Annotated in this window: 18 protein-coding genes and 1 tRNA gene; 14 read left to right on the top strand and 5 right to left on the bottom strand. The window is 61.6% G+C overall.

Features of this window, described 5'->3' with window-relative positions:
• The 4 genes from NPS56_RS20195 to NPS56_RS20180 form a co-directional block, all read left to right on the top strand.
• Positions 1-1267 (top strand): DUF2345 domain-containing protein (locus NPS56_RS20195; protein WP_274076247.1); only part of this gene is annotated, 1267 nt, incomplete at its 5' end.
• Positions 1264-3168: a phospholipase D-like domain-containing protein gene (locus NPS56_RS20190; RefSeq protein ID WP_274076246.1), complete on the top strand. Its 1905-nt coding sequence runs from the start codon at positions 1264-1266 to the stop codon at positions 3166-3168. The genes NPS56_RS20195 and NPS56_RS20190, both read left to right, overlap by 4 nt.
• Complete coding sequence (locus NPS56_RS20185; protein ID WP_274076245.1) at positions 3168-4454, top strand: SEL1-like repeat protein; 1287 nt, start codon at positions 3168-3170, stop codon at positions 4452-4454. The genes NPS56_RS20190 and NPS56_RS20185 overlap by 1 nt, the downstream gene beginning before the upstream one ends.
• Positions 4455-4704: 250 nt before the next feature.
• A complete protein-coding gene (locus NPS56_RS20180; RefSeq protein WP_274076244.1) occupies positions 4705-5010 on the top strand; it encodes a hypothetical protein in 306 nt (101 codons plus the stop codon).
• Between the two features lie 161 nt (positions 5011-5171).
• On the opposite strand, the gene NPS56_RS20175 is transcribed toward NPS56_RS20180, so the two are convergent.
• From NPS56_RS20175 to NPS56_RS20160, 4 genes are all read right to left on the bottom strand, one after another.
• Positions 5172-6848 (bottom strand): MFS transporter, encoded by a 1677-nt coding sequence (locus tag NPS56_RS20175; RefSeq protein ID WP_274076243.1) that lies wholly within the window; start codon positions 6846-6848, stop codon positions 5172-5174.
• Between the two features lie 321 nt (positions 6849-7169).
• Positions 7170-7244: transfer RNA gene (locus NPS56_RS20170), tRNA-Gln, on the bottom strand.
• Between the two features lie 121 nt (positions 7245-7365).
• Positions 7366-8364: a bile acid:sodium symporter family protein gene (locus NPS56_RS20165; RefSeq protein ID WP_274076242.1), complete on the bottom strand. Its 999-nt coding sequence runs from the start codon at positions 8362-8364 to the stop codon at positions 7366-7368.
• Between the two features lie 414 nt (positions 8365-8778).
• Complete coding sequence (locus NPS56_RS20160; RefSeq protein WP_274076241.1) at positions 8779-9165, bottom strand: GFA family protein; 387 nt, start codon at positions 9163-9165, stop codon at positions 8779-8781.
• A 216-nt stretch (positions 9166-9381) separates the two neighbouring features.
• Between NPS56_RS20160 and NPS56_RS20155 the strand changes: the two genes are divergently transcribed.
• The 5 genes from NPS56_RS20155 (at position 9382) to NPS56_RS20135 (ending at position 17393) form a co-directional block, all read left to right on the top strand.
• Positions 9382-10755, top strand: a complete 1374-nt coding sequence (locus NPS56_RS20155; protein ID WP_274076240.1) for a glutamine synthetase family protein — start codon at positions 9382-9384, stop codon at positions 10753-10755.
• A 7-nt stretch (positions 10756-10762) separates the two neighbouring features.
• The gene (locus NPS56_RS20150; protein WP_274076239.1) at positions 10763-12154 is read left to right on the top strand and encodes an aldehyde dehydrogenase family protein; all 1392 of its coding nucleotides are present in this window, start codon (positions 10763-10765) and stop codon (positions 12152-12154) included.
• A 3-nt stretch (positions 12155-12157) separates the two neighbouring features.
• Positions 12158-13318: an iron-containing alcohol dehydrogenase gene (locus NPS56_RS20145; RefSeq protein ID WP_274076238.1), complete on the top strand. Its 1161-nt coding sequence runs from the start codon at positions 12158-12160 to the stop codon at positions 13316-13318.
• Between the two features lie 134 nt (positions 13319-13452).
• Complete coding sequence (locus NPS56_RS20140; RefSeq protein ID WP_274076237.1) at positions 13453-15015, top strand: amino acid permease; 1563 nt, start codon at positions 13453-13455, stop codon at positions 15013-15015.
• 251 nt (positions 15016-15266) lie between these two features.
• Positions 15267-17393 carry a TonB-dependent receptor family protein gene (locus NPS56_RS20135; RefSeq protein WP_274076236.1) on the top strand — a complete coding sequence of 709 codons (2127 nt, stop codon included), beginning with the start codon at positions 15267-15269 and terminating at the stop codon, positions 17391-17393.
• Positions 17394-19013: 1620 nt separating this feature from the next.
• Here the strand turns inward: NPS56_RS20135 and NPS56_RS20130 are convergent.
• Positions 19014-19799: a FadR/GntR family transcriptional regulator gene (locus tag NPS56_RS20130; RefSeq protein ID WP_274076235.1), complete on the bottom strand. Its 786-nt coding sequence runs from the start codon at positions 19797-19799 to the stop codon at positions 19014-19016.
• A 161-nt stretch (positions 19800-19960) separates the two neighbouring features.
• On the opposite strand from NPS56_RS20130, the gene NPS56_RS20125 reads away from it, so the two are divergent.
• The 5 genes from NPS56_RS20125 to otnI all read left to right on the top strand — a co-directional run bounded on the left by NPS56_RS20125 (position 19961) and on the right by otnI (position 25156).
• Entirely contained in the window at positions 19961-21271 is a 1311-nt protein-coding gene (locus tag NPS56_RS20125; RefSeq protein WP_274076234.1) for an MFS transporter, read from the top strand.
• Positions 21272-21286: 15 nt separating this feature from the next.
• A complete protein-coding gene (gene denD / locus NPS56_RS20120) occupies positions 21287-22261 on the top strand; it encodes a D-erythronate dehydrogenase (protein ID WP_274076233.1) in 975 nt (324 codons plus the stop codon).
• 19 nt (positions 22262-22280) lie between these two features.
• Positions 22281-23573 (top strand): 3-oxo-tetronate kinase, encoded by a 1293-nt coding sequence (otnK, locus tag NPS56_RS20115; protein ID WP_274076232.1) that lies wholly within the window; start codon positions 22281-22283, stop codon positions 23571-23573.
• Entirely contained in the window at positions 23570-24208 is a 639-nt protein-coding gene (locus NPS56_RS20110) for an aldolase (protein WP_274076231.1), read from the top strand. Before otnK ends, NPS56_RS20110 begins: the two co-directional genes overlap by 4 nt.
• A gap of 162 nt (positions 24209-24370) precedes the next feature.
• Positions 24371-25156, top strand: coding sequence for a 2-oxo-tetronate isomerase (otnI, locus tag NPS56_RS20105; RefSeq protein WP_274076230.1), 786 nt, complete (start codon positions 24371-24373; stop codon positions 25154-25156).
• The last annotated feature ends 5 nt before the right edge of the window (positions 25157-25161 follow it).

The raw sequence follows: 25161 nt of genomic DNA, 5'->3' as shown, positions 1-25161 counted from the left end.
CCCGGACCACGTGACCTTGCGCAACTACAAGCGCAACGTGCTGCGCACTCCGGCGAACAACAAACTGCGCATGGAGGACAACCGCGGCGAGGAGCACGTCAAGCTCAGTACCGAGCACAGTGGCAAGAGCCAGCTGAACCTGGGGCATCTGGTGGATACCAAGAAACAGAAACGTGGCGAAGGATTTGAGTTGCGCACGGATGGGCACGGCGCCATCCGGGCAGGCAAAGGCTTGTTCATCAGTGCCGATGAGCAGGCCAAGGCCCAAGGTCAGGTGCTGGAGATGAGCCCCGCCCTCGAGCGTCTGCAGCAGGCAGGCGAGCAACTGCAAGGCCTGTCCAGCGATGCCCAGGCGGCTCACGCCGAGCCTGCCGATGTACAGGCGCAACTGGCCTTTTTGCGCGAACAAATCGACGCACTGCAGGCCCAGGTGGTCCTGCTCAGCGCGCCCCAAGGCATCGCCTTGAGCAGTGGCAAACACCTGCAACTGGCGGCGCAGGACAACCTGATGCTCAACGCCGGAGGCCATGCCGACATCAGCGTGGTCAAGCGCTTGTTCATGGGTGTGGGCCAGGGATTTAGCCTGTTCGTGCGCAAGCTGGGGATGAAGCTGATTGCCAACCAGGGCCCGGTAAGTGTCCAGGCGCAAAACGATGCGCTGGAGCTAGTCGCCCGTCTTGGCTTGGACATCACCAGCACCGAAGACGAAATCCGCATCACCGCCAAGAAAAAAATCAATCTGAATGGCGGCGGCAGCTATCTCACCCTGGATGCGAGCGGCATCGAATCGGGGACGGCGGGCGACCACAAGGTCAAGGCCGCGCAATTCGCCTTTAGCGGCCCGGCCAGCATGACCGCTACGCATCCGGATTACCTGCAAAGCCTGTCAAAACAAACGCTGCGATTCAACGTAGCGCAAACCCCCAATGCCACCCGCCGTGTCTGGGCGGGTATGCCCTACACGCTTTACGCCGACGGTGCCGAACTCAAACAAGGCGTGCTGGACGCTTCCGGGCAAATCCTGATCGATCATCAGGTCGTGACACGCGGCTACCGGTTGGTCATGGCTAACGGTGTGACCTACCAGATCCCGGTTCCTACCGATTACCGCAATTCCGATCAGGCGCACCTGGCTAATCGCGGATTGCACAACCACCCCTCTCGAATCCACGACGAGGTAAGCCAACCCACATCGCACACGGATCACCGAGGCCTGTATGCCTCGGTGATGGAAGGAATCAAAGAGCAGGAAGGGAAAACACAATGAGCCAATACGAGATCGTGACACCGGTCGCACTCCAGCATACCCAAGAGGTGACCTGTACTCCGCCCTGGTATGTGCGCAATACCGAATACCCTCCCGCGATGGCAACTTACCAGCCGTTGATCAATGGGGAAGAAACGTTTCGGGCTGTGCACCTGGCCATTTCAAAGGCCAAGGCAACTATCGACATCACCTGTTGGGGGTTTCAGCCGTCGATGTATTTCATTCGCGACGGCATATCGCCGCGCATCGGTGAATTACTGATGGCCATGGCTCGGGAAGGCGTCAAGGTCCGGATACTCGGTTGGGAGATGCCATTCAATACGGCAGGCAAAGCCGGAGAAGCCAACCTGCCCGGAAAAGGCCCATTCCGATACTACGATCGGGAGATGCAACCCTCCACGGATGAACAATACGCTTATGACCGCCAGTGGTTTGCCAACTGTTCGCTTGCCGACAGCATAGCCGCGGCGCATGTGGCAGCTCGCAGCACTCCAGTGTTCGTCAGTCGCGGTTTCAGCGTGTTTGAAAGGGCTGAAATAGCCCATCAGGCGATGTACAAAAGTCTCGACCCGAAGATCAGTGCCACCACGCAATTCGTCCTGACGGCAACAGCGACCCATCATCAAAAAACCGTCCTCGTTGATTATGAACTGCCAGACCGTGCCGTTGGTTTCGTGATGGGTCACAACATGCTCGACGAGTACTGGGACACCGATGACCATTCGGCACTGAACCGTGACAAGAACACCAAGCCCGCCCCCAACAAGGGTCCGCGAGGCGATACTCCACGGCAGGACATTTCAAGTCAGGTCAGCGGACCGATCCTGGAACACCTGCACCACAACTTTGCCAGCGCCTGGCGCAAGGAAACCGGCGAGAATTTGCTCGACTCACGCCAAGCCATGCAAGTGGGGCCGCTACTGCAATGCACCCCGCAAGCTACCCGCCAAATCGCACAGATCCTGTGCACCCAGGCCCAGGAGAGTAAACGCGATATCGAGAAGCTTTACCTGCAAGCCGTCAACAACGCGACCCAGTTCATCTACATCGAAAACCAGTATTTCCGATGGCCGCCCCTGGCCGAATTGATCAAGGCCGTCGCCGCCGGCCAGACCAAGGCCGGGCGCGACCCCGCCATTCATGGGCACTTGCACCTGTTTGTGATCACCAATGCCAGTGAAGGTGGCATAGGCTCCGGCACTGTAAACACCCAGCGCATGCTCGAAAGCCTCGGGCGTGGCCATACCATGCCTGCAATCACCAAGTTACGGCGTATTGAAAAGGCAAAAGCTGAAGCTGCCGCACAGGAATCCGGTCTTAGCGAACGTATTGAACGGCATGCCCTGATCACGCTGACGAATCTCACCGACGCATTGGGCGGAACCGATCTCAGCGACAAGGCCAAGGAGGATAAGCGGAGCAAGGCCTGGCACAACGATTGGCGCAAAGCCGAACTCGCGCGCCAAATCGAGGCAATCGAGAGTGAAACATTTTCTCAGCTTCCGGAACTCTCCGGCCTGAAAGTTCACGTGTGCTCACTGGTGGCCCCCGACTCACCAGCGGGCAAGGACTGGATGCCGGTGTACATCCACTCCAAGTTGATGATCGTCGACGACGTGTTTACCACCCACGGCTCGGCCAACATCAATACCCGCAGCATGCAGGTGGATAGCGAGCTGAATATTGCGCATGAGTGGGCAAGTGTGACGCAGGGGTTGCGGCGACGGTTGTGGGAGATGCATACGGATAAAAAGGGTGCGCAGGATGACCCACAGGAGGCATTCAAAGCCTGGCAAGACATCATCAATCGAAATAAAGGTCTTCAATCCAAAGAATTGACTCCCTACGCCCCCCTCGTCGAGTTCTATTTCGGCAAATCCGACCTGTCGGATCTCGACTGATGCGACGGCTCTATTTGCTTTCATGCCTGCTGCTGGTTGCCTGCGACACCAGTAACCCTCCTTCTTCTTCGACCGAGAAAATGCCCTTGAACCCTTTAACTGAAGCCAAGGCCAGGATGGCTTTTAACTGTGTGCACGAGCAGATACCTGAGGCTCCCGCGGAGGCCGATGTGCTATTCCGCTACGCGCGCTGGTTGCAAAAGAATAACCAACTCAAACAGGACAAGACTGTCGATGGAGAGATCGAACGTCTATACCGCATCGCCAGTGAGAACGGACACTACAAGGCCAATATCAATCTGCAGAACGGTGCGATGCGCGGTTTCTTCAAACTCCGTGGTGAAGAGCATTTGCGCATGAGTGAGCAACTGATCGACGCGGGCGTGGGAGCGGGATATTACTTTGTCGGCATTTTTCTGCAGCATGGTTCGGCCGGGTTGCAGCAGGATCACGAAATGGCGTTGCGTTACTACCGCAAGTCCGCCGATCAAGGGAATGCACAAGGCCAGACATATATCGCCGACAAGTTAGCGCCGATCAACATTGCCCCGGACGTTGCCCGGCTAATGCGCCGTTGTGCTGGGGAGCAAGGAAACGGTAAAGCTGCAGGAGCACTCGGTGTTGATTTGTCGATAGATGGGCATTTTCAAGAGGCACTCGAAGCATTCCAACTTGGGGCAGCTGCCGGTGATAGTACTTCGGCTTCTTTTTTGACCGAGGGCTTCCGTGGTCCGGAGCCGGATGATCGGCTGTACTACCTGGGCCAACAAGAAGACCTCGAACGCGCCGATCGCTACAAAAAAATCTGGAAAATCCTCTCGGACTACTCCTACGCCAATCCCAAAGTCCCCGAGATCAACGAGATCGTCCCGCTGCCACCCGCCGAGTTGCCCGCCTGGGACGGCAAGCTGCAATGGCTGGAAGAACGCCTGGCAAACATCCCACCAGAAAAACCCAGTGAAGCGCTGATTCTTAATTTGGCCAAGGCCAAAGCCCTCGATCCTGCCACCGGCCGACCGCTGCCGGATTCTCCCGGCTTCATCCAGGCTACTTCCCCCAGGCCGACCTGCAACAGCGGCCAAGCCTGCCCGCAACCTGGCTACTGGAAAGCCGATATAGGTAACCAGTTTTTCTCGCGCCTCGAAGGTGCACAAATTCGCCGTTTCGAGAAGGGCGAAATCCTGCCAACAGTAAAAATCCAAAGGCACCACAGCCGCTTCTTGCTCGCCGACCGAGTGATCGTCGAAGAGGAAAATATCAAATGGATATTGTTCGGAGAAGCCTGAGTATTTCCTGATGGGCAGGGTGCAACTGGTAACACGCACGACTCACACCTTAGAAACAACACCGCCAATTCCGGCAACTAAAAAGGAGCAGCATAATGAGCAAGCATGAAGCAGACGATAAAATAACGTTCGAGATACATACGCCGGAAACAGAGGTGCCAGCGGGTAAAAGTGTACTTCACCTAGACGACGAAGTAAGGTCCTTGGCGGTCAGGTTTATGGTCACGTCATCGAAAAAATTGAGGGCGGCATGAAAGTCACTCGCCCGGACGGGGCAACGATGGTCATGCGGGATGGTAGTGTGACCATCGAAAATCTTGTCCCTAAGTCAATAGGGATCAGGAACTTGTCTGAGATCGAATCATTTGCTGTGCGAACACAGGATCAGACGCGTATTTTTCGCATAGATTTTGTTGGTGGCGGCCATGTCGAAGTAACGTACGCACACGACGGACAGGTCAGGGAAGTCACCGGCCAAAACCTCCAGCAAACAATCAGCAAGGACAATGCGATTATCGTTAGCCAAGGTGATTCGAGCACTGGGCAAACGCATTGAATCAAGAGAAGCCTCGATAGAAGCCGAACAGGCTAGCAAAAGATCAAAAGATCGCAGCCTGCAGCAGCTCCTTCAGAGTGAACATCAGAAGGCGATTTCCTACGCCTTGGCTGAAGGAGCGAGCGGGCGGCGGACAGCCGCGCCGCTGGCTCCAACAGATTTCAGGTGTGATGAATCTCCCGATCCTTGGTTTCCGGCATGAAGAAGATACCCAGGATCGCCGTCATCACCGCGATGACGATCGGATACCACAGCCCATAATAGATATCGCCCGTGGCCGCGACCATGGCGAAGGCCACCGTCGGCAGAAAGCCGCCGAACCAGCCGTTGCCGATGTGGTATGGCAGTGACATCGAGGTGTAGCGGATACGCGCCGGGAAGAGTTCCACCAGCCAAGCGGCGATCGGGCCGTAGACCATGGTCACGTAGATCACCAGGATGGTCAGGAGCAGCAGCACCATCGGGTAGTTGGTCTTGGCCGGGTCGGCCTTCTCGGGGTAGCCGGCTTCCTTGAGGGAGGTGCCCAGGGTCGCGACGAAGGCGTCGTTGCGGGTCTTGAAGTCGGCGGCCGGCATGCCGGTGCCTTCGAAGCTGGGGATCACTTTGTCGCCGATGCGCACCTGCGCGACAGTGCCCGGGGCGGCCTTCTCGTTCTTGTAGGGTATGGCCCGTTTGGCCAACACGGTCTTGGCCAGGTCGCAGGAGCTGGTGAATTTGGCCTTGCCCACCGGGTCGAACTGGAACGAGCACTGGTCTGGATCGGCGATCACCGTGACCGGGTTCTTCTCCTGTGCGATGAACACGTCGGGGTTACCGTACTGCGTCAACGCATGGAAGATCGGGAAGTAGGTCAGCGCCGCGAGGATGCAGCCGGCCATGATGATGCCCTTGCGCCCGATGCGGTCGGACAGGCTCCCGAAGATGACGAAGAACGGCGTGCCGATCAGCAGCGAACCGGCGATCAGCAGGTTGGCCGTCTGCGCGTCGATCTTGAGCGTCTGCAGCAGGAAGAACAACGCGTAGAACTGCCCGGTGTACCAGACGACGGCCTGGCCGGCGGTACCGCCGAGCAGCGCCATGATCACGATCTTGAGGTTGTCCCAGCGGGCGAAGGATTCGGTCAGCGGCGCCTTGGAGGACTTGCCCTCGGCCTTCATTTTCAGGAACACCGGCGACTCGCTGAGCTGCAGGCGGATGTACACCGAAACGATCAGCAGCAGGATCGACAGCAGGAAGGGAATCCGCCAGCCCCAGGCTTCGAACGCTTCGGTGCCAAGCACGGTGCGACAGGCGAGGATCACCAGCAGCGAAAGGAACAGGCCGAGGGTCGCGGTGGTCTGGATCCACGAGGTGAAATAGCCGCGCTTGCCTTTGGGTGCATGTTCGGCCACATACGTCGCCGCCCCGCCGTACTCGCCACCCAGGGCCAGCCCTTGCAACAGGCGCAGGGTGATCAGGATGATCGGCGCGGCCACGCCGATGGTCGCGTAGCCGGGCAGGAAGCCGACGATCGCCGTGGAGACACCCATGATCACGATGGTGATCAGGAAGGTGTGCTTGCGCCCGATCATGTCGCCCAGTCGACCGAACACGATGGCACCGAAGGGGCGTACGGCGAAGCCGGCGGCGAACGCGAGCAAGGCAAAGATGAAGGACGTGGTCTCGTTGACGCCGGCGAAAAAGTGCTTGGCAATGATCGCGGCGAGGGAGCCATAAAGGTAGAAGTCGTACCATTCGAACACGGTGCCCAGGGACGAGGCAAAAATAACCTTGCGCTCCTCCTTGGTGATGCCGTGGTGAGGCGTGTTGCCCGCGGTGGTGTTGTCGATTGCGGCCATGAGTCTTCTCCGTCTTTCTCTTGTTATAGGCCGGAGTACCCCACTACCTTCTTGTTGCCGCACCCTGGCCCTGGGGCTGATGTCATTGGATTACGGATTGCGCAAAGCATGCACACAGGCTGACGGCCTCGCATCGCTGCAAGGTTTCATTGAGCATAATCGGCTTCTTGCAGATATCCACTCGCCATCACGCGCAAACGGGATCGAGGAACGAACCTGCAAAGGAGGTTGTGCGGCGGGAAGGTGTTTTGTTACGGAGGGGATGAACAGAATGCAATAAGCAGCACCCGCGAAGTGCGCGAGTGCTGCTTATCAGAAATATGGCAGGGGCGGCTGGATTCGAACCAACGCATGGCAGGATCAAAACCTGCTGCCTTACCGCTTGGCGACGCCCCTGTAGCTGCTGCCTGGAGAGCCGGGGAAGGCCCTCAGCAGGAATGGGCGGCAATTTACCAACATTCTTGCCGTCTGGGAACCCCCTCGCCCAATTATTTTATTTTAAAACAGCGACTTACCATCAAGGGTCGACCTGCCCCATCAGTTCGGGCACCGATTCCGGGCGATTGGCGAAGCGCTGGGCCAGCACCGCGCAGACCATGAGCTGGATCTGGTGGAACAACATCAGCGGCAGGATCAACACGCCGATGGTGCTGCCGGCGAACAGCACCTGGGCCATCGGCACGCCCGTGGCCAGGCTTTTCTTCGAGCCACAGAAGAGGATGGTGATGCGGTCTTGCTGATTGAAACCCAAGGCCTTGCCCAGCACGGTGGAGGCCACCAGCACCAGCCCCAGCACCACGCAGCAGGCGACCACCAGCCCGGCCAGGTCGCGCAACGGGATCTGGTGCCAGATGCCTTCGATCACCGCTTCGCTGAAAGCACCGTACACCACCAGCAGGATCGAGCCCTGGTCGACAAATTTCAGCCAGCTCTTGTTGCGCGCCACCCAGGCGCCGATCCAGCGCCGCGCGATCTGCCCGGCAATGAAGGGCAACAACAACTGCACGCTGATCTTCACGATCGCATCGAGGGTCGAGCCCCCATCGCCGTGCACGTCCAGCAGCAAGGTCACCAGCAACGGCGTGAGGAAGATCCCGAACAGACTGGACGCCGCCGCGCTGCAAATCGCCGCCGGGATGTTGCCTCGCGCCAGGGAGGTAAAGGCAATCGCCGACTGCACTGTGGCCGGCAGTGCGCAGAGGTAGAGCATGCCCATGTACAGGTCGGCGCCGATCATCGGTGACAGCAAGGGCTTGAGCGCCAGGCCGAGCAGCGGGAACAGGACGAAGGTCAGGCCGAACACCAGCAAGTGCAGGCGCCAGTGGCCGGCACCGGCAATGATCGATTCGCGGGACAGTTTGGCGCCGTGGAGGAAAAACAGCAGGGCGATGGCGCTGTTGGTCAACCAGCCAAAGCCTACGGCCACCTGGCCACTGGCGGGCAGCAGGCTGGCGAGCAGGACCACGCCGACCAGGGTCAGGGTGAAGTTGTCGGGCAAGAAACGGGGGCGGGTCATGAGGGTTATCCAGGCGGCCGGGAGCGTTGTGACCACTCTAGCGCGCCGGCCGATTGCCGGCTAACGCTAATAAGCCAGGAGATAGCGCCTAACGGACACCTCCCAAAATCACGGGTGACTGATATGCCGCTTTCGCTGCGATGCGGCGACCCGACAAGCCAGCTCCTACAGGATTTGTGCCATACACAGCTTTTGTGTGCGCTGCGGGCACCTGTAGGAGCTGGCTTGCCAGCGATGAGGCCGGCACATCCAACATCACGGGTGGCTGATACGCCGCCTTCGCTACAGGATTTGTGCCATACACAGCTTTTGTGTGCGCTGCGGGCACCTGTAGGAGCTGGCTTGCCAGCGATGAGGCCGGCACATCCAACATCACGGGTGGCTGATACGCCGCCTTCGCTGGCAAGCCAGCTCCTACAGACGACCGCTGCCCTCTCGATCCCTCTTATAGTGCCGAGCAAGCGGGAACTCCGGTAACCAGGCCTCGCGACGCACCGTCCAGCATTCGTAGGTGGGCATGAACTGGTCGGGCGCATCGAATGAACCCAGGTTCACTTCAATTTCGTCATCGCTACGGGCATACACCGACGAGCCACAGCGAGGGCAGAAATGCCGCCCGGCGTAGTCCCGGGTTTCGCCCTCGATCGTCACCGCGTCCTCGGGGAATATCGCCGAGGCGTAAAAGAGCGCCCCGTGATGCTTGCGACAGTCCAGGCAGTGGCAAAGGCCTACCCGATAAGGTTGCCCCGACGCCACAAGCCGGACATCGCCACACAGACAACCACCCGTAAATTGCTGCATGCCGCCCCTCCTCTTCCAGGATTCGAAAGTAGCCATTCAACGACTGTAAGAGGCTAACAAAGCCTTCACAGCAAAAACTTGCGAAAAGCGACAGTAGGCTAAGCTTACGTCAGCTTATTGCCCTTGATGCTCGCGGCGGCAGTTGTTGGTTTTTCTGGAGAGCGTCTGCAACAGCTATCTCAGACTGGCCCAGACAATTTGCGCAGGATTGCCGTGATGACCGAGCCGTTACTCAGTTTTGACCAACTCAAGCGTGCTGCCGCCTCTGGCGAAATCGATACTGTCCTGGTGTGCATGGTCGACATGCAGGGCCGCCTGGTGGGCAAGCGTTTCCAGGTCGAGTTTTTCATCGACAGCGGCCATGAAGAAACCCACTGCTGCAATTACCTGCTGGCCGACGACATCGACATGGAGCCGGTGCCGGGTTATGCCGCCGCCAGCTGGAGCAAGGGCTACGGCGACTTCGTGCTCAAGCCCGACATGCGCACCTTGCGCAAGGTACCCTGGCTCGAGTGCACGGCGCTGGTGCTGTGCGATGTGCTCGACCATCACCATCGCCAGGACCTGCCCCACAGCCCGCGGGCGATCCTGAAAAAACAGGTCGAGCGCCTGCGTGAACGCGGCTACACCGGCATGTTCGCCTCGGAACTGGAGTTCTACCTGTTCGACGAGAGCTACGAGGCCATCCACAGGCGCAACTATCACAAGCCGAAGACCGCCGGGCACTACATCGAGGATTACAACATCCTGCAGACCACCCGCGAGGAGCCGGTGCTGCGGGCGATCCGCAAGCACCTGCAGGCCAGCGGCATCCCGGTGGAAAACTCCAAGGGTGAATGGGGACCCGGCCAGGAAGAAATCAACATCCGCTACGCCGACGCCATGACCATGGCCGACCGTCACGTCATCATCAAGCATGCGTGCAAGGAGATCGCCCAACTCCAGGGCAAGGCGATCACCTTCATGGCCAAGTGGCGCTATGACGCCGCCGGTTCCAGCAGCCACATCCACAATTCGCTGTGGGACAAGAACGCCAAAAAGCCGTTGTTCTTCGACGCCAAGGCCGAGTTCGGCATGTCGAAACTGATGCGTTCCTGGGTGGCCGGACAGCTCAAGTACGCCAACGACATCACCTGTTTCCTCGCGCCCTACATCAACTCCTACAAGCGCTTCCAGGCCGGCACCTTCGCCCCTACCCGTGCAGTCTGGAGCCGGGACAATCGCACCGCCGGTTTTCGCCTGTGCGCCGAGGCCAGCAAGTCGATCCGCATCGAATGCCGCATCGGCGGTGCCGACCTCAACCCTTACCTGGCCTTCGCCGCGCTGATCGCCGCCGGGTTGGCGGGCATCGATGAAAAACTCGAACTCGCCGCGCCTTTCGAGGGCGATGCCTACGTTGACGAGCATCTGCCAGAAGTCTCCAAGACCCTGCGCGAGGCCAGTGCCGCACTGCAAGGCTCAAGCATGTTGCGCGAGGCCTTCGGCGACGAGGTGGTCGACCACTACGTGCACACCGCCGAATGGGAACAGAAAGAATACGACCGGCGCATCACCGACTGGGAACTGCAGCGCGGCTTCGAGCGCTACTGAGAGCACCATGACCAACACTGTTCAAATCATCTCGCCGGTCGATGGCCGGGTCTTCGCCGAGCGCCAGTACGCCGACATCGTGCAAATCGAGCAGGCATTGGCGGCGGCCACAGCCGCCCAGGCGCAATGGAAGCGCCGGCCAGTGAGCGAACGCGCGGCTTTTTGCAGCGCCGCGGTGGACGCGATGCTGGCCATGAAGGATGAAATCGTCCCGGAACTGGCCTGGCAAATGGGTCGACCGGTGCGTTATGGCGCCGGCGAGCTGCGCGGCTTCGAAGAGCGTGCCCGGCACATGATTGCCATTGCGCCGCAGGCCCTGGCGGCGCTCGAAGCCGATCCGCTCACGGGTTTTCGCCGCTATATCAAACGCGAGCCAATGGGTACCGTGCTGGTGGTCGCACCGTGGAATTACCCCTACCTCACCGCAGTGAATACGATCATTCCGGCGCTGATGGCCGGCAACAGCGTCATCCTCAAGCACGCTTCGCAAACCCTGCTGGTGGGCGAGCGTTTTGCCGAGGCCATGCGCCGCGCCAACCTGCCTGAAGGGCTGTTCCAGAACCTGCTGCTCAGTCACATCCATACCGGGGTGGTCATCGGCTCCGGACAGGTGCAGCAGGTGAACTTCACCGGCTCAGTGGCGGCCGGCCTGGAAATGCAACGCTCTGCGGTCGAGGATTTCCTGCGCGTGGGCCTTGAGCTCGGTGGCAAGGACCCGGCCTACGTGCGGGCCGATGCCAACCTCGAGCATGCGGTGGAGAACCTGGTGGACGGCAGTTTCTTCAATTCCGGGCAGAGCTGCTGCGCCGTGGAGCGTATCTACGTCGACCGGAAAATCTACCCGGCCTTTGTCGATCGCTTCGCCGAATTGACCCGTCAGTACGTACTCGGTAACCCGCTGGACGAAGCCACCACCCTCGGCCCGCTGGTGAGTCCGGGCGCGGCGGATTTCGTCCGCGGGCAGATTGCCGATGCGCAGGCCCTGGGCGCGAAGGCGCTGATCGACCCGCATGCCTTTGCCGCCGACTTGCCGGGCAGCGCCTACCTCGCCCCGCAGGTGTTGGTCGAGGTCAATCATCAGATGTCGGTGATGCGTGATGAAAGCTTCGGGCCGGTGGTCGGCATCATGCCGGTGGACAGCGACGAAGAAGCCATCGCCCTGATGAACGACAGCGAGTTCGGCCTCAGCGCGTCGATCTGGACCCGGGACCTGGTCGCCGCCGAACGCCTGGGCGACGAGATCGACACCGGCACCCTGTTCATGAATCGCTGCGATTACCTGGACCCGGCCCTGGCCTGGACCGGGGTGAAGAACAGTGGGCGCGGCGTCACCCTGTCGCCCATGGGCTATGACCACCTGACCCGCGCCAAATCCTTCCATCTGCGCCACGAGACCTGAGCCATGAGCCTGACTGGAAACTGGAACTACCCCACGAGCATCCGCTTCGGTGTCGGCCGCATCGCGGAACTGGCCGATACCTGTCGCAGCCAGGGTATCCAGCGCCCGCTGCTGGTCACCGACAGTGGCCTGGGGCGTGCGTCGATCACTACGGCTGCTCTGGACGCTTTACGTAACGCGGGGCTGGGTGCTGCGTTGTTCTGCGACCTCAAGCCCAATCCGGTCGAAGCCAACCTGGCGGGCGGGCTCGAGGCCTGGCGTGCGGGCAACCACGATGGCGTGGTGGCCTTTGGCGGTGGCAGCGGCCTGGACATGGGCAAGCTCATCGCCTTCATGAGTGGCCAGACCCGTCCGGTCTGGGATTTCGAAGACATCGGCGACTACTGGACCCGCGCCGATGAAAGCAGCATCGCCCCGATCATCGCGGTGCCGACCACCGCGGGTACGGGCTCCGAAGTGGGCCGTGCGGCGGTGATCATCGACGATCGCACCCACACCAAACGCATTATCTTCCACCCGAAAATGATGCCGCGAGTGGTCATCAGCGACCCGGCCCTGACCGTCGGCATGCCGGCCAAAGTCACCGCTGGCACGGGCATGGACGCGTTGGCGCACTGCCTGGAGTCGTACTGTGCCCCGGGATTTCACCCCATGGCCGATGGCATCGCCGTCGAAGGCATGCGCCTGGTGAGCAATGCCCTGGTGCGCGCCGTCCACACCCCTTCGGACCTCGATGCGCGCGGGCAAATGCTGGCGGCGGCGGCGATGGGCGCCACTGCTTTCCAGAAAGGCCTGGGCGGGATGCACGCCCTCGCGCATCCGATCGGCGCGCTGTACGACACCCACCACGGCATGACCAACGCCACCCTGATGCCCTACGTGCTGAAGTTCAATCGTCCGGCCATCGAGGAACGCATCACGCGGCTGGCCGCGTATCTGCACCTGCCCTCCCCGGGCTTCGACAGTTTCCTGGCCTTCGTCCTCAAATTGCGCAAGGACATTGCTGTGCCGCATACGCTGTTCGAGTTGGGAGTGGATGACCAGCAGGCTGACCTGATCGCGGACATGGCGATAGTCGACCCCAGTGCCGGCGGCAACCCGCTGCCGTTGACAAAGGCCGGCGTGACGGAAATTTTCCAGGCGGCTTTCCACGGCCGACTCTGACTCGATCGAGGGTCCATGATCGAAACAGCAACAGGTTAGCGGTTGTAAACAGGAGCAGTACGACAAGGGGTTGAAAGCCAACCCATCCGGAGACCCGGATGGCTGCGTATCAAAACCTGAAGGGGCACACCAGCATGAACCCAGCAAGCCAGCCCGGCACCGACACGCCGCACGACGATGACGTCAAGGTGCTGCACAGCATGGGCTATGCCCAGCAGTTGTCGCGACGAATGGGGGTTTTCTCCAACTTCGCGATTTCCTTTTCGATCATCTGCATCCTCTCCGGCGGCATCAACTCACTGGCCCAGGGCACCTCGGGCGCCGGTGGTGCCGCGATCGGCATCGGCTGGCCGATCGGTTGCCTGATTTCCGGGGTGTTCGCCCTGGCCATGGCGCAGATTTCCTCGGCCTACCCCACCGCTGGCGGCCTGTATCACTGGGGTTCGATCCTCGGCAACCGTTTCACCGGCTGGCTCACAGCCTGGTTCAACCTGCTGGGGCTGGTCACGGTGCTCGGTGCGATCAACGTCGGCACCTACTACTTTTTCTTCGGCGCCTTCGGCCCGACACTGGGCATGGAGGACACCACCACCACCCGGGTGATCTTCCTCGCCATCCTCACCGGGCTCCAGGCCCTGTGCAATCACCTGGGCATCGGCCTGACCGCCAGGCTCACGGATTTTTCCGGCTACCTGATTTTCGCCACCGCACTGGCGCTGACCATCGTCTGCCTGATCTCGGCCCCCAGTTTCGAGTTCTCCCGGCTGGTGACCTTCGGCAACTATTCCGGCGAGGCCGGCGGCAGCGTCTGGCCACAGGTGTCCAACGGCTGGATCTTCATGCTCGGCCTGCTGCTGCCGATCTACACCATCACCGGCTATGACGCTTCCGCGCACACCTCCGAGGAAACCCGCAATGCCGCCATGTCGGTGCCTCGGGGCATGGTCATGTCGGTGGCCTGGTCGCTGCTGTTCGGCTGGGTGATGCTCAGCGCCTTCGTGCTGATGCTGCCGAGCATGGACGAGGCGGCCAAGCAAGGCTGGAACGTGTTCTTCTGGGCGATGAACACCCAGGTCAATCCGCTGCTCAAGGACGCGCTGTACGTGGCGATTTTCATCTCCCAGGTGCTGTGCGGGTTGGCCACTGTCACCTCGGTTTCGCGCATGATCTTCGCGTTTTCCCGTGACGGCGGCCTGCCCTTCTCGAAAGCCCTGTCCTCGGTCTCGCCGACCTTTCGCAGCCCGGTGGCGGCGATCTGGACCGGCGCTACCCTCGCGGTCCTGTTCGACTGGGGCTCATCGGTGATCTCGGTCGGCGAGACTCCGGTCTACACCATCGTGGTGTCCTGCACGGTGATCTTCCTGTTCTTCTCCTTCATCATTCCCATCGTGCTGGGCCTGTTTGCCTACGGGACCTCGAAGTGGCCAACCATGGGACCGTGGAACATCGGGCGCTTCTGGTACACGGTGTTTGCCCTGCTCTCGGTGCTGTCGATGGTGATCATCTTCGTCATCGGCATCCAGCCACCGAACGACTGGGCGTTGTACATCACCATCGGCTTCCTGGTGCTGACGGCCATCGTCTGGTTCGGCTTTGAAGCACGCCGCTTCCAGGGCCCGCCGGTGGGCGACGTGATCGTCAAGCGCCAGGCTGAAATTGCCGCGGCGGAAGCGGCGTTGAACCGCAAAACACTGTAGGAGCAGCCGCGAGAGATGGAGCGGCTGTCAGGCAGCCATCGCTGGCCAGTTCCTACAGGATTTGTGGGGCCATGTTGAATGCATGGCAATATGCACATCTGTAGGAACCGGCTTGCTGGCGGTCGCAATTTCACGGCAAGCTCGCCCCTGCCGATCCCCCCGACAAAATAACAAAATCCCCATGTGCTCCCTTCGTCCTTTCATACGTCGCAGACTTCACTGCCCGTTTCCCCCTGTCCGGAGTTTTCTCAATGCCCTCGCCCCATTCCCTGTCCGCCGCGTTGCTCGGCCTGGCCCTCGTCTGTCCGGCGATAGCCGAGGCCCAAGGCCTGGAGCTGGGGCAAGTGCTGATCGGGGCCGAGGACCAGAGTGACGAAGACCAGGGGATCGAAGACGCCAGGGCCCGACTCGAACAGGTGCCCGGCGGCACCAACGTAGTCGACATGCGCCGCCCATTGCAGGGCCGGGTGGCGAGCAATCAGGATGTGCTGGCCTATCAGCCAGGTGTCTATGCCCAGTCGGCGGGCAACGAAGGGGTGAAGATCTCGATCCGCGGATCGGGGATCAACCGTGCGCCGGGCGCCCATGCCTCGGGCCTGTACGCCATGCTTGACGGTCTGCCGCTGACCGGCCCTGGCGGCACGCCCTATGAACTGCTGGAGCCGCTGTGGCTTGACCATGTCGAGGTGCTGCGCGGCGCCAACGGATTCGACCGCGGCGCCCTGGCCCTGGGCGGGGCCATCGACTACGTCAGCCACACCGGCTACAACGCACCCAAGCTACAGGTGCGCTACGCGGCGGGTAGCCACGGCTATCAGCAGCGCCAGGTCAGTTCCGGGCAGGTGCTGGGCGACTTCGACTACTACATGGCCCTGACCGATGCACGCGCGGACGGCTATCAGGATCACACCGCCAGCGACAGCCAGGGCGTCATCGCCAACTTCGGCTATCGCTTCAACCCGAACCTGGAAACGCGCTTCTACCTGCGCTATCGCCAGACCGACAACGACCTCGCCGGCCGGGTCACCAAGCACTCCATCGAGCACGACCCGCGGGCGGCCAACCCCGCCTACGTGGCGCGCGACGATCGCCGCGAACAGCCGGGCAGCACCTTTATCGGCAACAAGACCACCTACTACATCGACGACGATTCGAGCATCCAGGCCGGCCTTGCCTACCATGACTACCCCATGGACCTGCGCGAGGGTCCCAACCGCCTGAAAGTGGCGTACACCGATGTCAGCGGCACCTTCGACTACAAGCGTCGCGACACCCTCTGGGGCCTGCAGAGCCAAAGCACCCTGGGCCTGCGCGTGACCAAGCACCTGCCCAACGCCGGTGCCAGTGAAGAAGTACGCATCCCCAGCGGCAACACTGCCGGTTATGCGCCGGGCACGGCCATGCGCAACTTCACCTATCAGGGTTCGGACAGCGTCCTGCACGTGGGCAATGACCTGGAAATCGCCGACGACCTGTGGCTGACCACTGGCCTGGCGGCCATCTACACCCGCCGGGAAAGCGCGGTGACTTACCCGCAAAGCGGTGGCAAGACCAGTATGGGCGACTGGGACTACGCCCCGCGCCTGGGCCTGCGCTACCAACTGACCCCCGACCTGCAACTGTTCGGCAACCTCAGCCGCTCGGTCGAGGCGCCGCATCCCTGGTCGCTGATCTACAGCTCCAACGTTCGCTTCCCGGCCGGCAGCGGCCCCGCCACCGGCACCCAGCGCGATCCGATCGAGCTGCAGAACCAGACCGCGACCACCCTGGAGCTCGGCGGTCGCGGCGACAGCGCGATGGGCCAATGGAGCCTGGCCTGGTACTACGCCCAGGTGCGCCACGAGTTGCTCTCGGTGTTGCCGGACGCCAACGCCACCACGCCCTACGAGCTCAACGCCAGTCCGACCGTGCACCAGGGCGTGGAAGCCAGCCTGCTGAGCAACCTGTGGTCGGGCGGTGACGGCGGTGAACTGAGCCTGCGCCAGAGCTATACCTTCAGCGACTTCCACTACCGCGACGACGAACGCTTCGGCGACAACCGCCTGCCGGGACTGCCGATGCACTACTACCAGGGCGAACTGCGCTACGACTGGCCCCAGGGCTTCTTCGCCGCGCTCAACACACAATGGGTATCCAAGGTGGCGGTCGATTACGCCAACAGCTACTACGCCGATCCCTACGCGCTGTTCGGCGCGACCCTGGGCTACAACGCGCCCAAGGGTGACTGGCAGACGTGGGTGGACATGCGCAACCTCACCGACAAGCACTACGCCGCCACCGTCACGCCGGGCTACGACGACAAGGGGCTGGACGCGGCGCGGTCGACTCCCGGAGAGGGCATGGCGGTGTATGTCGGGGTGTCGTGGAGTCTGCTGTGAGGCCGATGTTCAACACAAATCACTGTAGGAGCTGGCTTGCCAGCGAAGAGGCCCGAAAGGCCAACGCAATATTCGAGGCCGCCTTCGCCGGCAAGCCGGGCTCCTACAGGTCCGCGGTGCCCACGCCTCCACGCCCAACAAAATTCATTGTAGGAGCTGGCTTGCCAGCGAAGAGGCCCAAAAGATCACCGCAACATTCAAGGCCACCATCGCCGGCAAGCCGGCTCCTACAGGTCCGCGGCGAACACGCCTCCACGCCCAACACAAACCATTGTATGAACTGGCTTGCCAGCGAAGAGGCCCAAAAGATCACCGCACTATTCGAAGACGCCTTCGCCGGCAAGCCGGCTCGTACAGGTCTGCGGCGAACACGCCTCCACGCCCAACACAAAACATTGTAGGAGCTGGCTTGCCAGCGAAGAGGCCCAAAAGATCACCGCAACATTCAAGGCCACCATCGCCGGCAAGCCGGCTCCTACAGGTCCGCGTTGCCCACGCCTCCACGCCCAACACAAACCATTGTAGGAGCTGGCTTGCCAGCGAAGAGGCCCAAAAGATCACCGCACTATTCAAGACCGCCTTCGCCGGCAAGCCGGCTCCTACAGGTCCGCGGCGACCGCGCCTCCACGCCCAACACAAAACATTGTAGGAGCTGGCTTGCCAGCGAAGAGGCCCAAAAGATCACCGCAACATTCAAGGCCGCCATCGCCGGCAAGCCGGCTCCTACAGGTCCGCGGCGAACACGCCTCCACGCCCAACACAAACCATTGTAGGAGCTGGCTTGCCAGCGAAGAGGCCCAAAAGATCACCGCAACATTCAAGGCCGCCATCGCCGGCAAGCCGGCTCGTACAGGTTCGCGGCGACCGCACTTCCACGCCCAACACAAACCATTGTAGAAGCTGGCTTGCCAGCGAAGAGGCCCAAAAGATCACCGCACTATTCAAGACCGCCTTCGCCGGCAAGCCGGCTCCTACAGGTCCGCGGCGACCGCGCCTCCACGCCCAACACAAAACATTGTAGGAGCTGGCTTGCCAGCGAAGAGGCCCGAAAGGTCAACGCAATGTTCGAAGACGCCTTCGCCGGCAAGCCGGCTCCTACAGGTCCGCGGCGACCGCGCCTCCACGCCCAACACAAACCATTGTATGAACTGGCTTGCCAGCGAAGAGGCCCAAAAGATCACCGCAACATTCAAGGCCGCCATCGCCGGCAAGCCGGCTCCTACAGGTCCGCGGCGAACACGCCTCCATGCCCAACACAAACCATTGTAGGAGCTGGCTTGCCAGCGAAGAGGCCCAAAAGATCACCGCCCTATTCAAGGCCGCCTTCGCCGGCAAGCCGGCTCCTACAGGTCCGCGGCGAACACGCCTCCACGCCCAACACAAACCATTGTAGAAGCTGGCTTGCCAGCGAAGAGGCCCAAAAGATCAACGCAATGTTCGAAGACGCCTTCGCCGGCAAGCCGGCTCCTACAGGTCCGCGGCGAACACGCCTCCACGCCCAACACAAACCATTGTAGGAGCTGGCTTGCCAGCGAAGAGGCCCGAAAGGTCAACGCAATGTTCGAAGACGCCTTCGCTGGCAAGCCGGCTCCTACAGGTTCGCGGTGAACGCGCTCGGAGTTACGAGGTTCTCGCCCCCGGGTTCTGCCAGAACGCGGGATCGGCGCTCTTGAGTCGCTCTACCGCATTATTGATGTGGTTGAGCGCAGCATGGCGTGCGCCTTCGGGGTCGCGGGCGGCGATGGCTGCGTAGACGGCAAAGTGTTCGACCCGCACCGTCTTGGCCAGGTCGCGGCGGCGTTCCTCGTTGGAGCGGGTGATGCGGATCGCCTCCTTGATGTACTGCGCGATGAATTCGTGCAGTGACGGGTACAGAGGATTGCCCGTTGCCCTGGAAATGGAGTGATGGAAGCCCAGGTCTTCCTCGACGCCATCGCGCCCCGCCTGCTCGGCGGCATCGATGGCCTTCAGCGCCTGGTGGATGGCCTCCAGCTGCGCCGGCGAATGCCGCTGTGCCGCCAGGGCCGCCGCCTCCCCTTCGATACCGCGGCGCAGCTCGGTGACCCGCAATACCGCCTCGATCGACCCGCTGACATCCAGGTCGATGGTAAACGCCTTGATGTGCGCGCCTTCGCTGACGACAGTGCCGCTGCCCTGGCGGACCTCGACCAGACCGGCAGACTTGAGGCGCGAGATCGCCTCGCGGATGACCGTCCTGCTGACCCCGAAACGCTCCGACAGCACGGGTTCCGTGGGCAGGCGAGCGCCCGGCAGCACTTCGCCGTTGGCGATATAGGCCTTCAGGGCCGCCGTCACCTGATCGGACAGCGTGCCCTTGGCGGAGTCCTTCAGAACGGCCAGCGCCTCGGCGGAACAGGGGGATTTATCAGGAGTGGGCATAGGCATCTCTGGGCTCAAATCGGTGAACGGTACTGCATTTTAGACCCGTCGTCCTCCCTGACTTATACGCCTTGAATTCGTATGACGTATTATGATAAAAAACCGACCTTCATGTTACTCCGATAAAAAAACGTCACCCACTACAAAAATAAGGATGGGGGAAACACATGACTGAATCAGTGATTCAAACCGGTGCCATCGCGCCCGCCGATCGCTTCGAGGACCTGGCGTATCGCAAGGTCGCGTGGCGAATCCTGCCGTTGTTGTTGCTGTGCTACCTCGTCGCCTATCTGGACCGGGTGAACGTGGGTTTCGCCAAACTGCAGATGTCCGACGATCTGCAATTTTCCGAAGCCGTCTATGGCCTGGGCGCAGGGATCTTCTTCATTGCCTACTTCCTCGTGGAAATTCCCAGCAACCTGATCCTGCATCGGGTCGGCGCGCGGTTGTGGATCGCGCGCATCATGATCACCTGGGGCATCATTTCCTCGGCCATGGCCCTGGTCAGCACGCCCATGTCCTTCTACATCATGCGCTTCCTGCTGGGCATCGCCGAGGCCGGGTTCTACCCGGGTGTCATCCTCTATCTGTCCTACTGGTTCCCGACCCATCGCCGCGGCAAGATGTATGCCCTGTTCGCCACGGCAGTGCCGCTGTCCGGGCTGATTGGTGCGCCCCTGTCCGGCTGGATCATGAGCGCCTTCAACGGTGACCATGGGTTTGCCGGCTGGCAATGGCTGTTCTTCCTCGAAGGGCTGCCTTCGATCGCCGTCGGCATCCTGGTGATCTTCTGCCTCAGCGACCGGATCTCCAAAGCGAGCTGGCTGACCAGCGAAGAGAAACACCTGCTGCAGACCCGCATCGACGCCGAAACCGCAGGCCACCAGACCCACAGCCTGAAAGAGGTATTCCTGCAGCCGCGCATCTGGCTGCTGACGGCCATCTATTTCTGCATGATCGCCGGCTTCTACACCGTCGGTTTCTGGCTGCCGACGCTGATCCGCCAGGCCGGTGTCAGTGATGTATTGCAGGTCGGCATGCTCACCGCCATCCCTTATGCCGCCGCGGCCATGACCATGATCCTGGTGTCGCGCAGCGCCGACCGGTTGCGCGAGCGTCGCTGGCACCTGGCGCTGACCGCGGTGCTGGGCGGCATCGGCCTGTTCATCTCCGCCACCTGGAGCGACAACTTCACGATTTCCATGATCGGCCTGACCCTCGGTTCCATGGGGGCGATGAGCACCCTGCCGCTGTTCTGGAGCCTGCCGACTGCCTTCCTCGGCGGCACCGCTGCGGCCGCCGGCATTGCCCTGATCAACTCCTGGGGCAACCTGGCGGGCTTCGTCTCGCCGTACCTGATGGGTTTCCTCAAGGACACCACCCACAGCACCACGATCGGCATGTACGTGATGGCAAGCGCGCTGTTCCTCGGTGCCCTGCTGGTCTTCAGAATTCCCGGAAAGCTCGTCAACCGTTGACGTTTGGAGTAACTCATGAAAATTCTCGTGACCGGTGCAGCCGGCTTCCTTGGCCGCCGTCTGATCCAGGCCCTGCTGTCCCGTGGCTCGCTCACCGACCGCGCAGGCCAGTCTCAACCGATCAGGCAAATCGTCGCCTTCGACATGGTCGCGCTCGAAGGCATCGATGATCCGCGGGTAACGGTGGTGTGTGGCGATATCGCCGACCCTGAAGTGCTGGACAGCCTGATCGATGCCGGCACCGACAGCATCTTCCATCTGGCTGCGGTGGTTTCCAGCCAGGCGGAGGCCGATTTCGAACTGGGCATGCGCATCAATTTCACCGCGACCCAGAGCATGCTCGAACGCATTCGCCTGCTCGGCACCTGCCCGAAATGGGTGATGACCAGCTCCGTTGCGGTGTTCGGCGGGCAATTGCCGGAACAGGTGCGTGACGATCAGGTCTGGGCTCCGCAGAGTTCCTATGGCACGCAAAAAGCCATGAACGACCTGCTGCTCGCTGACTACAGCCGCCGCGGTTTCGTCGACGGCCGCAGCCTGCGCATGCCGACCATCGTGGTGCGCCCGGGCAAACCCAACCTGGCCGCTTCGAGTTTCGCCAGCGGGATCATCCGCGAACCGCTCAACGGCCAGCCCAGCGTGTGTCCGGTAGCCCTCGATACGCGGCTCTGGCTGATGTCGCCAAGGCTGGCGATTGAAAACCTGATCCATGGTCATGAGCTATCCGGCGCGCAATTGACCGAGGGCCGGGTGATCAACATGCCGGGCCTGTCGATTACCGTCGAACGGATGATCGATGCCCTGCGCCAGATCGCGGGTGCGCAAGTGGCCGCGCGGATTCGCCTGGAGCGCAATCCGGCGATCGAGCGCATCGTCGGTTCATGGCCAGGGTCCTTCTGCGCCACCTATTCCCGGGACTTGGGGTTCAAGGCGGATGAGGCGTTCAGCGCCGTGATCCAGCAGTTCATCACTGAATATCTGCCCGGCTAAACCGATGGAGGAGCTCGACATGTTGAATGCCCCTGCCCGCCCCCTGCTGGGCTGCATCGCGGACGATTTCACCGGTGCCACTGACCTGGCCAACATGCTGGTGCGCGGCGGCATGCGCACCGTGCAAAGCATCGGCATCCCCACTGCCGAGGTCGCCGGCCAACTCGATGCCGACGCGATCGTCATCGCCCTGAAGTCCCGGACCGTGCCGGCCGCCGATGCCGTAAAGGAGTCGCTCGAAGCACTGCGCTGGTTGCGTGAGCGTGGCTGCGAACAGATTTTCTTCAAATACTGCTCGACCTTCGACTCGACCGCCGCCGGCAACATCGGCCCGGTCAGCGAAGCCCTGCTGGAGGCGCTGGACAGCGATTTCACCCTCGCCTGCCCGGCCTTCCCGGAAAACGGCCGCACGGTGTTTCGCGGGCATTTGTTCGTCCAGGACCAGTTGCTCAGCGAGTCGGGCATGCAGCATCACCCGCTGACCCCGATGACTGACGCGAACCTGGTTCGGGTCCTGCAATCGCAGAGCCAAGGCAAGGTCGGCCTGCTGCGTTATGACAGCGTGACCCAGGGCGTCGAGCGCATTCGCGCCCGCATGACGCAGCTGCGCGCCGAGGGTGTGCGCCTGGCGGTTGCCGATGCCGTGTCCGACGCGGACCTGCATCGGCTGGGCGAAGCCTGTGCCGGTCTGGCGCTGCTGACGGGAGGCTCAGGCCTGGCACTGGGCTTGCCGGATAATTTCCGCCGTGCCGGTAAACTGCGCGACCTGGATGCCGCCCGTGTACCTGCGGTCGAAGGCGGCGAAGTGGTGCTCGCGGGCAGCGCTTCGCAAGCCACCAATGGGCAAGTGGCGACCTGGCTGCAGGCAGGTCGCCCGGCCTTTCGTATCGATCCGCTGGCGTTGGCGGCGGGACAGCCGGTCATCGAGCAGGCAATAGCCTTCGCCGCTGATCATGCCGAACCGGTGCTGATCTACGCCACCAGCTCCCCGGATGAGGTAAAGACCGTACAACGCGAGCTGGGGACCGAGCGCGCGGGAAACATGGTCGAGCAGGCCATGGGCCGAATCGCCAGCGGGCTGCACCAGGCCGGGGTCCGGCGCTTTGTGGTCGCCGGCGGAGAAACGTCCGGGGCCGTGGTGCAAGCCCTGGGCATCCAGTTACTGCAGATCGGTGCGCAAATTGACCCGGGCGTGCCCGCCTGTGTCAGCACGCCTGGGGAACCCATGGCCCTGGCGCTCAAGTCCGGCAACTTCGGTGGCCCGGACTTCTTCGCCAAGGCGCTCAAGCACCTGGCGGGAGTTCCAGCATGAACAATGAAAACGCCCTGCGCGAAGAAATCTGTGACGTCGGCGGCCTGCTATACAGCCGCGGCTACACGGTCGGCAGTGCCGGCAACATCAGCGCCCGCCTCGACGATGGCTGGCTGATCACGCCCACGGACGCTTGCCTGGGCCGTCTGGACCCGGCGGCGATATCCAAGGTCAACCTGGCGGGGGAATGGGTCAGCGGCGACAAACCGTCAAAGACCCTGGCCTTGCACCGTGAGGTCTATGATCGCAACCCGGGTGTCGGCGGCGTGGTCCACACCCACTCGACGCACCTGGTGGCGTTGACGCTGGCCGGGGTCTGGCAGCAGGATGACATCCTGCCGCCGCTGACCCCCTACCAGGTGATGAAGGTCGGGCACATCCCGTTGATCGCCTATGAACGTCCCGGCTCGCCGAAGGTGGCCGAGCGTGTCGCGCAACTGGCCAACAGCGTGCGCGGGGTCATGCTCGAGCGGCTGGGTCCGGTGGTGTGGGAAAGCTCGGTGTCGAGGGCGAGCTACGCCCTGGAGGAGCTGGAAGAAACCGCGCGCCTGTGGCTGATGAGCAACCCCAAACCGGCTCCGCTCGACCAGGCGGCACTGGATGAGTTGCGCGAAGTTTTTGGCGTGCAGTGGTAACACCGTGGCCTTAGGCTGTTCAATTGTAGGAGCGAGCTTGCTCGCGAAAAACCTGAGAGCCCTGCGGCGTGTCAGGTTTTTCGCGTTATCGTTGGCCTCCATCGCGAGCAAGCTTGCTCCTACAAAAGCCTTACGCTTTTATTTTTGATTTCAGGAGTACCCATGCCTCTTTTCGCTGCCAACCTCAGCATGCTCTACCCGGAACACGATTTCCTCGACCGCTTCGCCGCGGCCGCCGCCGACGGTTTCCAGGCGGTGGAATACATGTTCCCCTACGACTACAGCGCGCAACAATTGAAACAGCGGCTCGACGACAACGGCCTGGTGCAGGCCCTGTTCAACGCGCCGCCGGGCAATATGGCGGCGGGCGAAAAAGGCACCTTGTCCTTGCCTGGCCGTGAAGCGGAGTTTCGCGCCGGTTTCGACCAGGCCCTGGAGTATGCCGCGATCCTCGGCAATGACCGCATCCACGTCATGGCCGGCCTGATGACGAGTGAAGCCGACCGTGCCCGACACCAGGAGACCTACCTGGAAAACCTCAGCCACGCCGCAACAGAAGCCGCCAAAGTCGGCGTCACGGTATTGCTGGAACCAATCAACACCCGCGACATTCCGGGCTTCTTCCTCAACCACCAGCATCAGGCACAGGCGATCTGCAAAGCGGTCGGCAAGGACAATCTCAAGGTCCAGTTCGACATCTACCATTGTCAGATCGTCGAGGGTGACGTGGCGACGAAGCTGCGTCGGGATTTCGCCGGCATCGGTCATATCCAGATCGCGGGCGTGCCGGATCGCCACGAACCGGACCTGCATAACGAGTTGAACTATCCCTACCTGTTCAATCTGATTGATGAGCTGGGCTACAGCGGATGGGTGGGTTGCGAGTACCGGCCACGCGGCAACACCAGCGAAGGTCTGCAATGGCTGCGTGATTGGCAGGCCCGCTGAGTCAT

The organism is Pseudomonas putida, assembly GCF_028682635.1.
Lineage (GTDB): Bacteria > Pseudomonadota > Gammaproteobacteria > Pseudomonadales > Pseudomonadaceae > Aquipseudomonas > Aquipseudomonas putida_AE.
This window is presented reverse-complemented; position numbering and strand designations above follow the sequence as displayed.

What these genes read in the sequence shown, in the direction of transcription:
- NPS56_RS20190 (WP_274076246.1), top strand. Translation starts at nt 1,264, where the DNA reads ATGAGCCAATACGAGATCGTGACACCGGTCGCACTCCAGCATACCCAA.
- NPS56_RS20185 (WP_274076245.1), top strand. Translation starts at nt 3,168, where the DNA reads ATGCGACGGCTCTATTTGCTTTCATGCCTGCTGCTGGTTGCCTGCGAC.
- NPS56_RS20180 (WP_274076244.1), top strand. Translation starts at nt 4,705, where the DNA reads ATGAAAGTCACTCGCCCGGACGGGGCAACGATGGTCATGCGGGATGGT.
- NPS56_RS20175 (WP_274076243.1), bottom strand. Translation starts at nt 6,848, where the DNA reads ATGGCCGCAATCGACAACACCACCGCGGGCAACACGCCTCACCACGGC.
- NPS56_RS20165 (WP_274076242.1), bottom strand. Translation starts at nt 8,364, where the DNA reads ATGACCCGCCCCCGTTTCTTGCCCGACAACTTCACCCTGACCCTGGTC.
- NPS56_RS20160 (WP_274076241.1), bottom strand. Translation starts at nt 9,165, where the DNA reads ATGCAGCAATTTACGGGTGGTTGTCTGTGTGGCGATGTCCGGCTTGTG.
- NPS56_RS20155 (WP_274076240.1), top strand. Translation starts at nt 9,382, where the DNA reads ATGACCGAGCCGTTACTCAGTTTTGACCAACTCAAGCGTGCTGCCGCC.
- NPS56_RS20150 (WP_274076239.1), top strand. Translation starts at nt 10,763, where the DNA reads ATGACCAACACTGTTCAAATCATCTCGCCGGTCGATGGCCGGGTCTTC.
- NPS56_RS20145 (WP_274076238.1), top strand. Translation starts at nt 12,158, where the DNA reads ATGAGCCTGACTGGAAACTGGAACTACCCCACGAGCATCCGCTTCGGT.
- NPS56_RS20140 (WP_274076237.1), top strand. Translation starts at nt 13,453, where the DNA reads ATGAACCCAGCAAGCCAGCCCGGCACCGACACGCCGCACGACGATGAC.
- NPS56_RS20135 (WP_274076236.1), top strand. Translation starts at nt 15,267, where the DNA reads ATGCCCTCGCCCCATTCCCTGTCCGCCGCGTTGCTCGGCCTGGCCCTC.
- NPS56_RS20130 (WP_274076235.1), bottom strand. Translation starts at nt 19,799, where the DNA reads ATGCCTATGCCCACTCCTGATAAATCCCCCTGTTCCGCCGAGGCGCTG.
- NPS56_RS20125 (WP_274076234.1), top strand. Translation starts at nt 19,961, where the DNA reads ATGACTGAATCAGTGATTCAAACCGGTGCCATCGCGCCCGCCGATCGC.
- denD (WP_274076233.1), top strand. Translation starts at nt 21,287, where the DNA reads ATGAAAATTCTCGTGACCGGTGCAGCCGGCTTCCTTGGCCGCCGTCTG.
- otnK (WP_274076232.1), top strand. Translation starts at nt 22,281, where the DNA reads ATGTTGAATGCCCCTGCCCGCCCCCTGCTGGGCTGCATCGCGGACGAT.
- NPS56_RS20110 (WP_274076231.1), top strand. Translation starts at nt 23,570, where the DNA reads ATGAACAATGAAAACGCCCTGCGCGAAGAAATCTGTGACGTCGGCGGC.
- otnI (WP_274076230.1), top strand. Translation starts at nt 24,371, where the DNA reads ATGCCTCTTTTCGCTGCCAACCTCAGCATGCTCTACCCGGAACACGAT.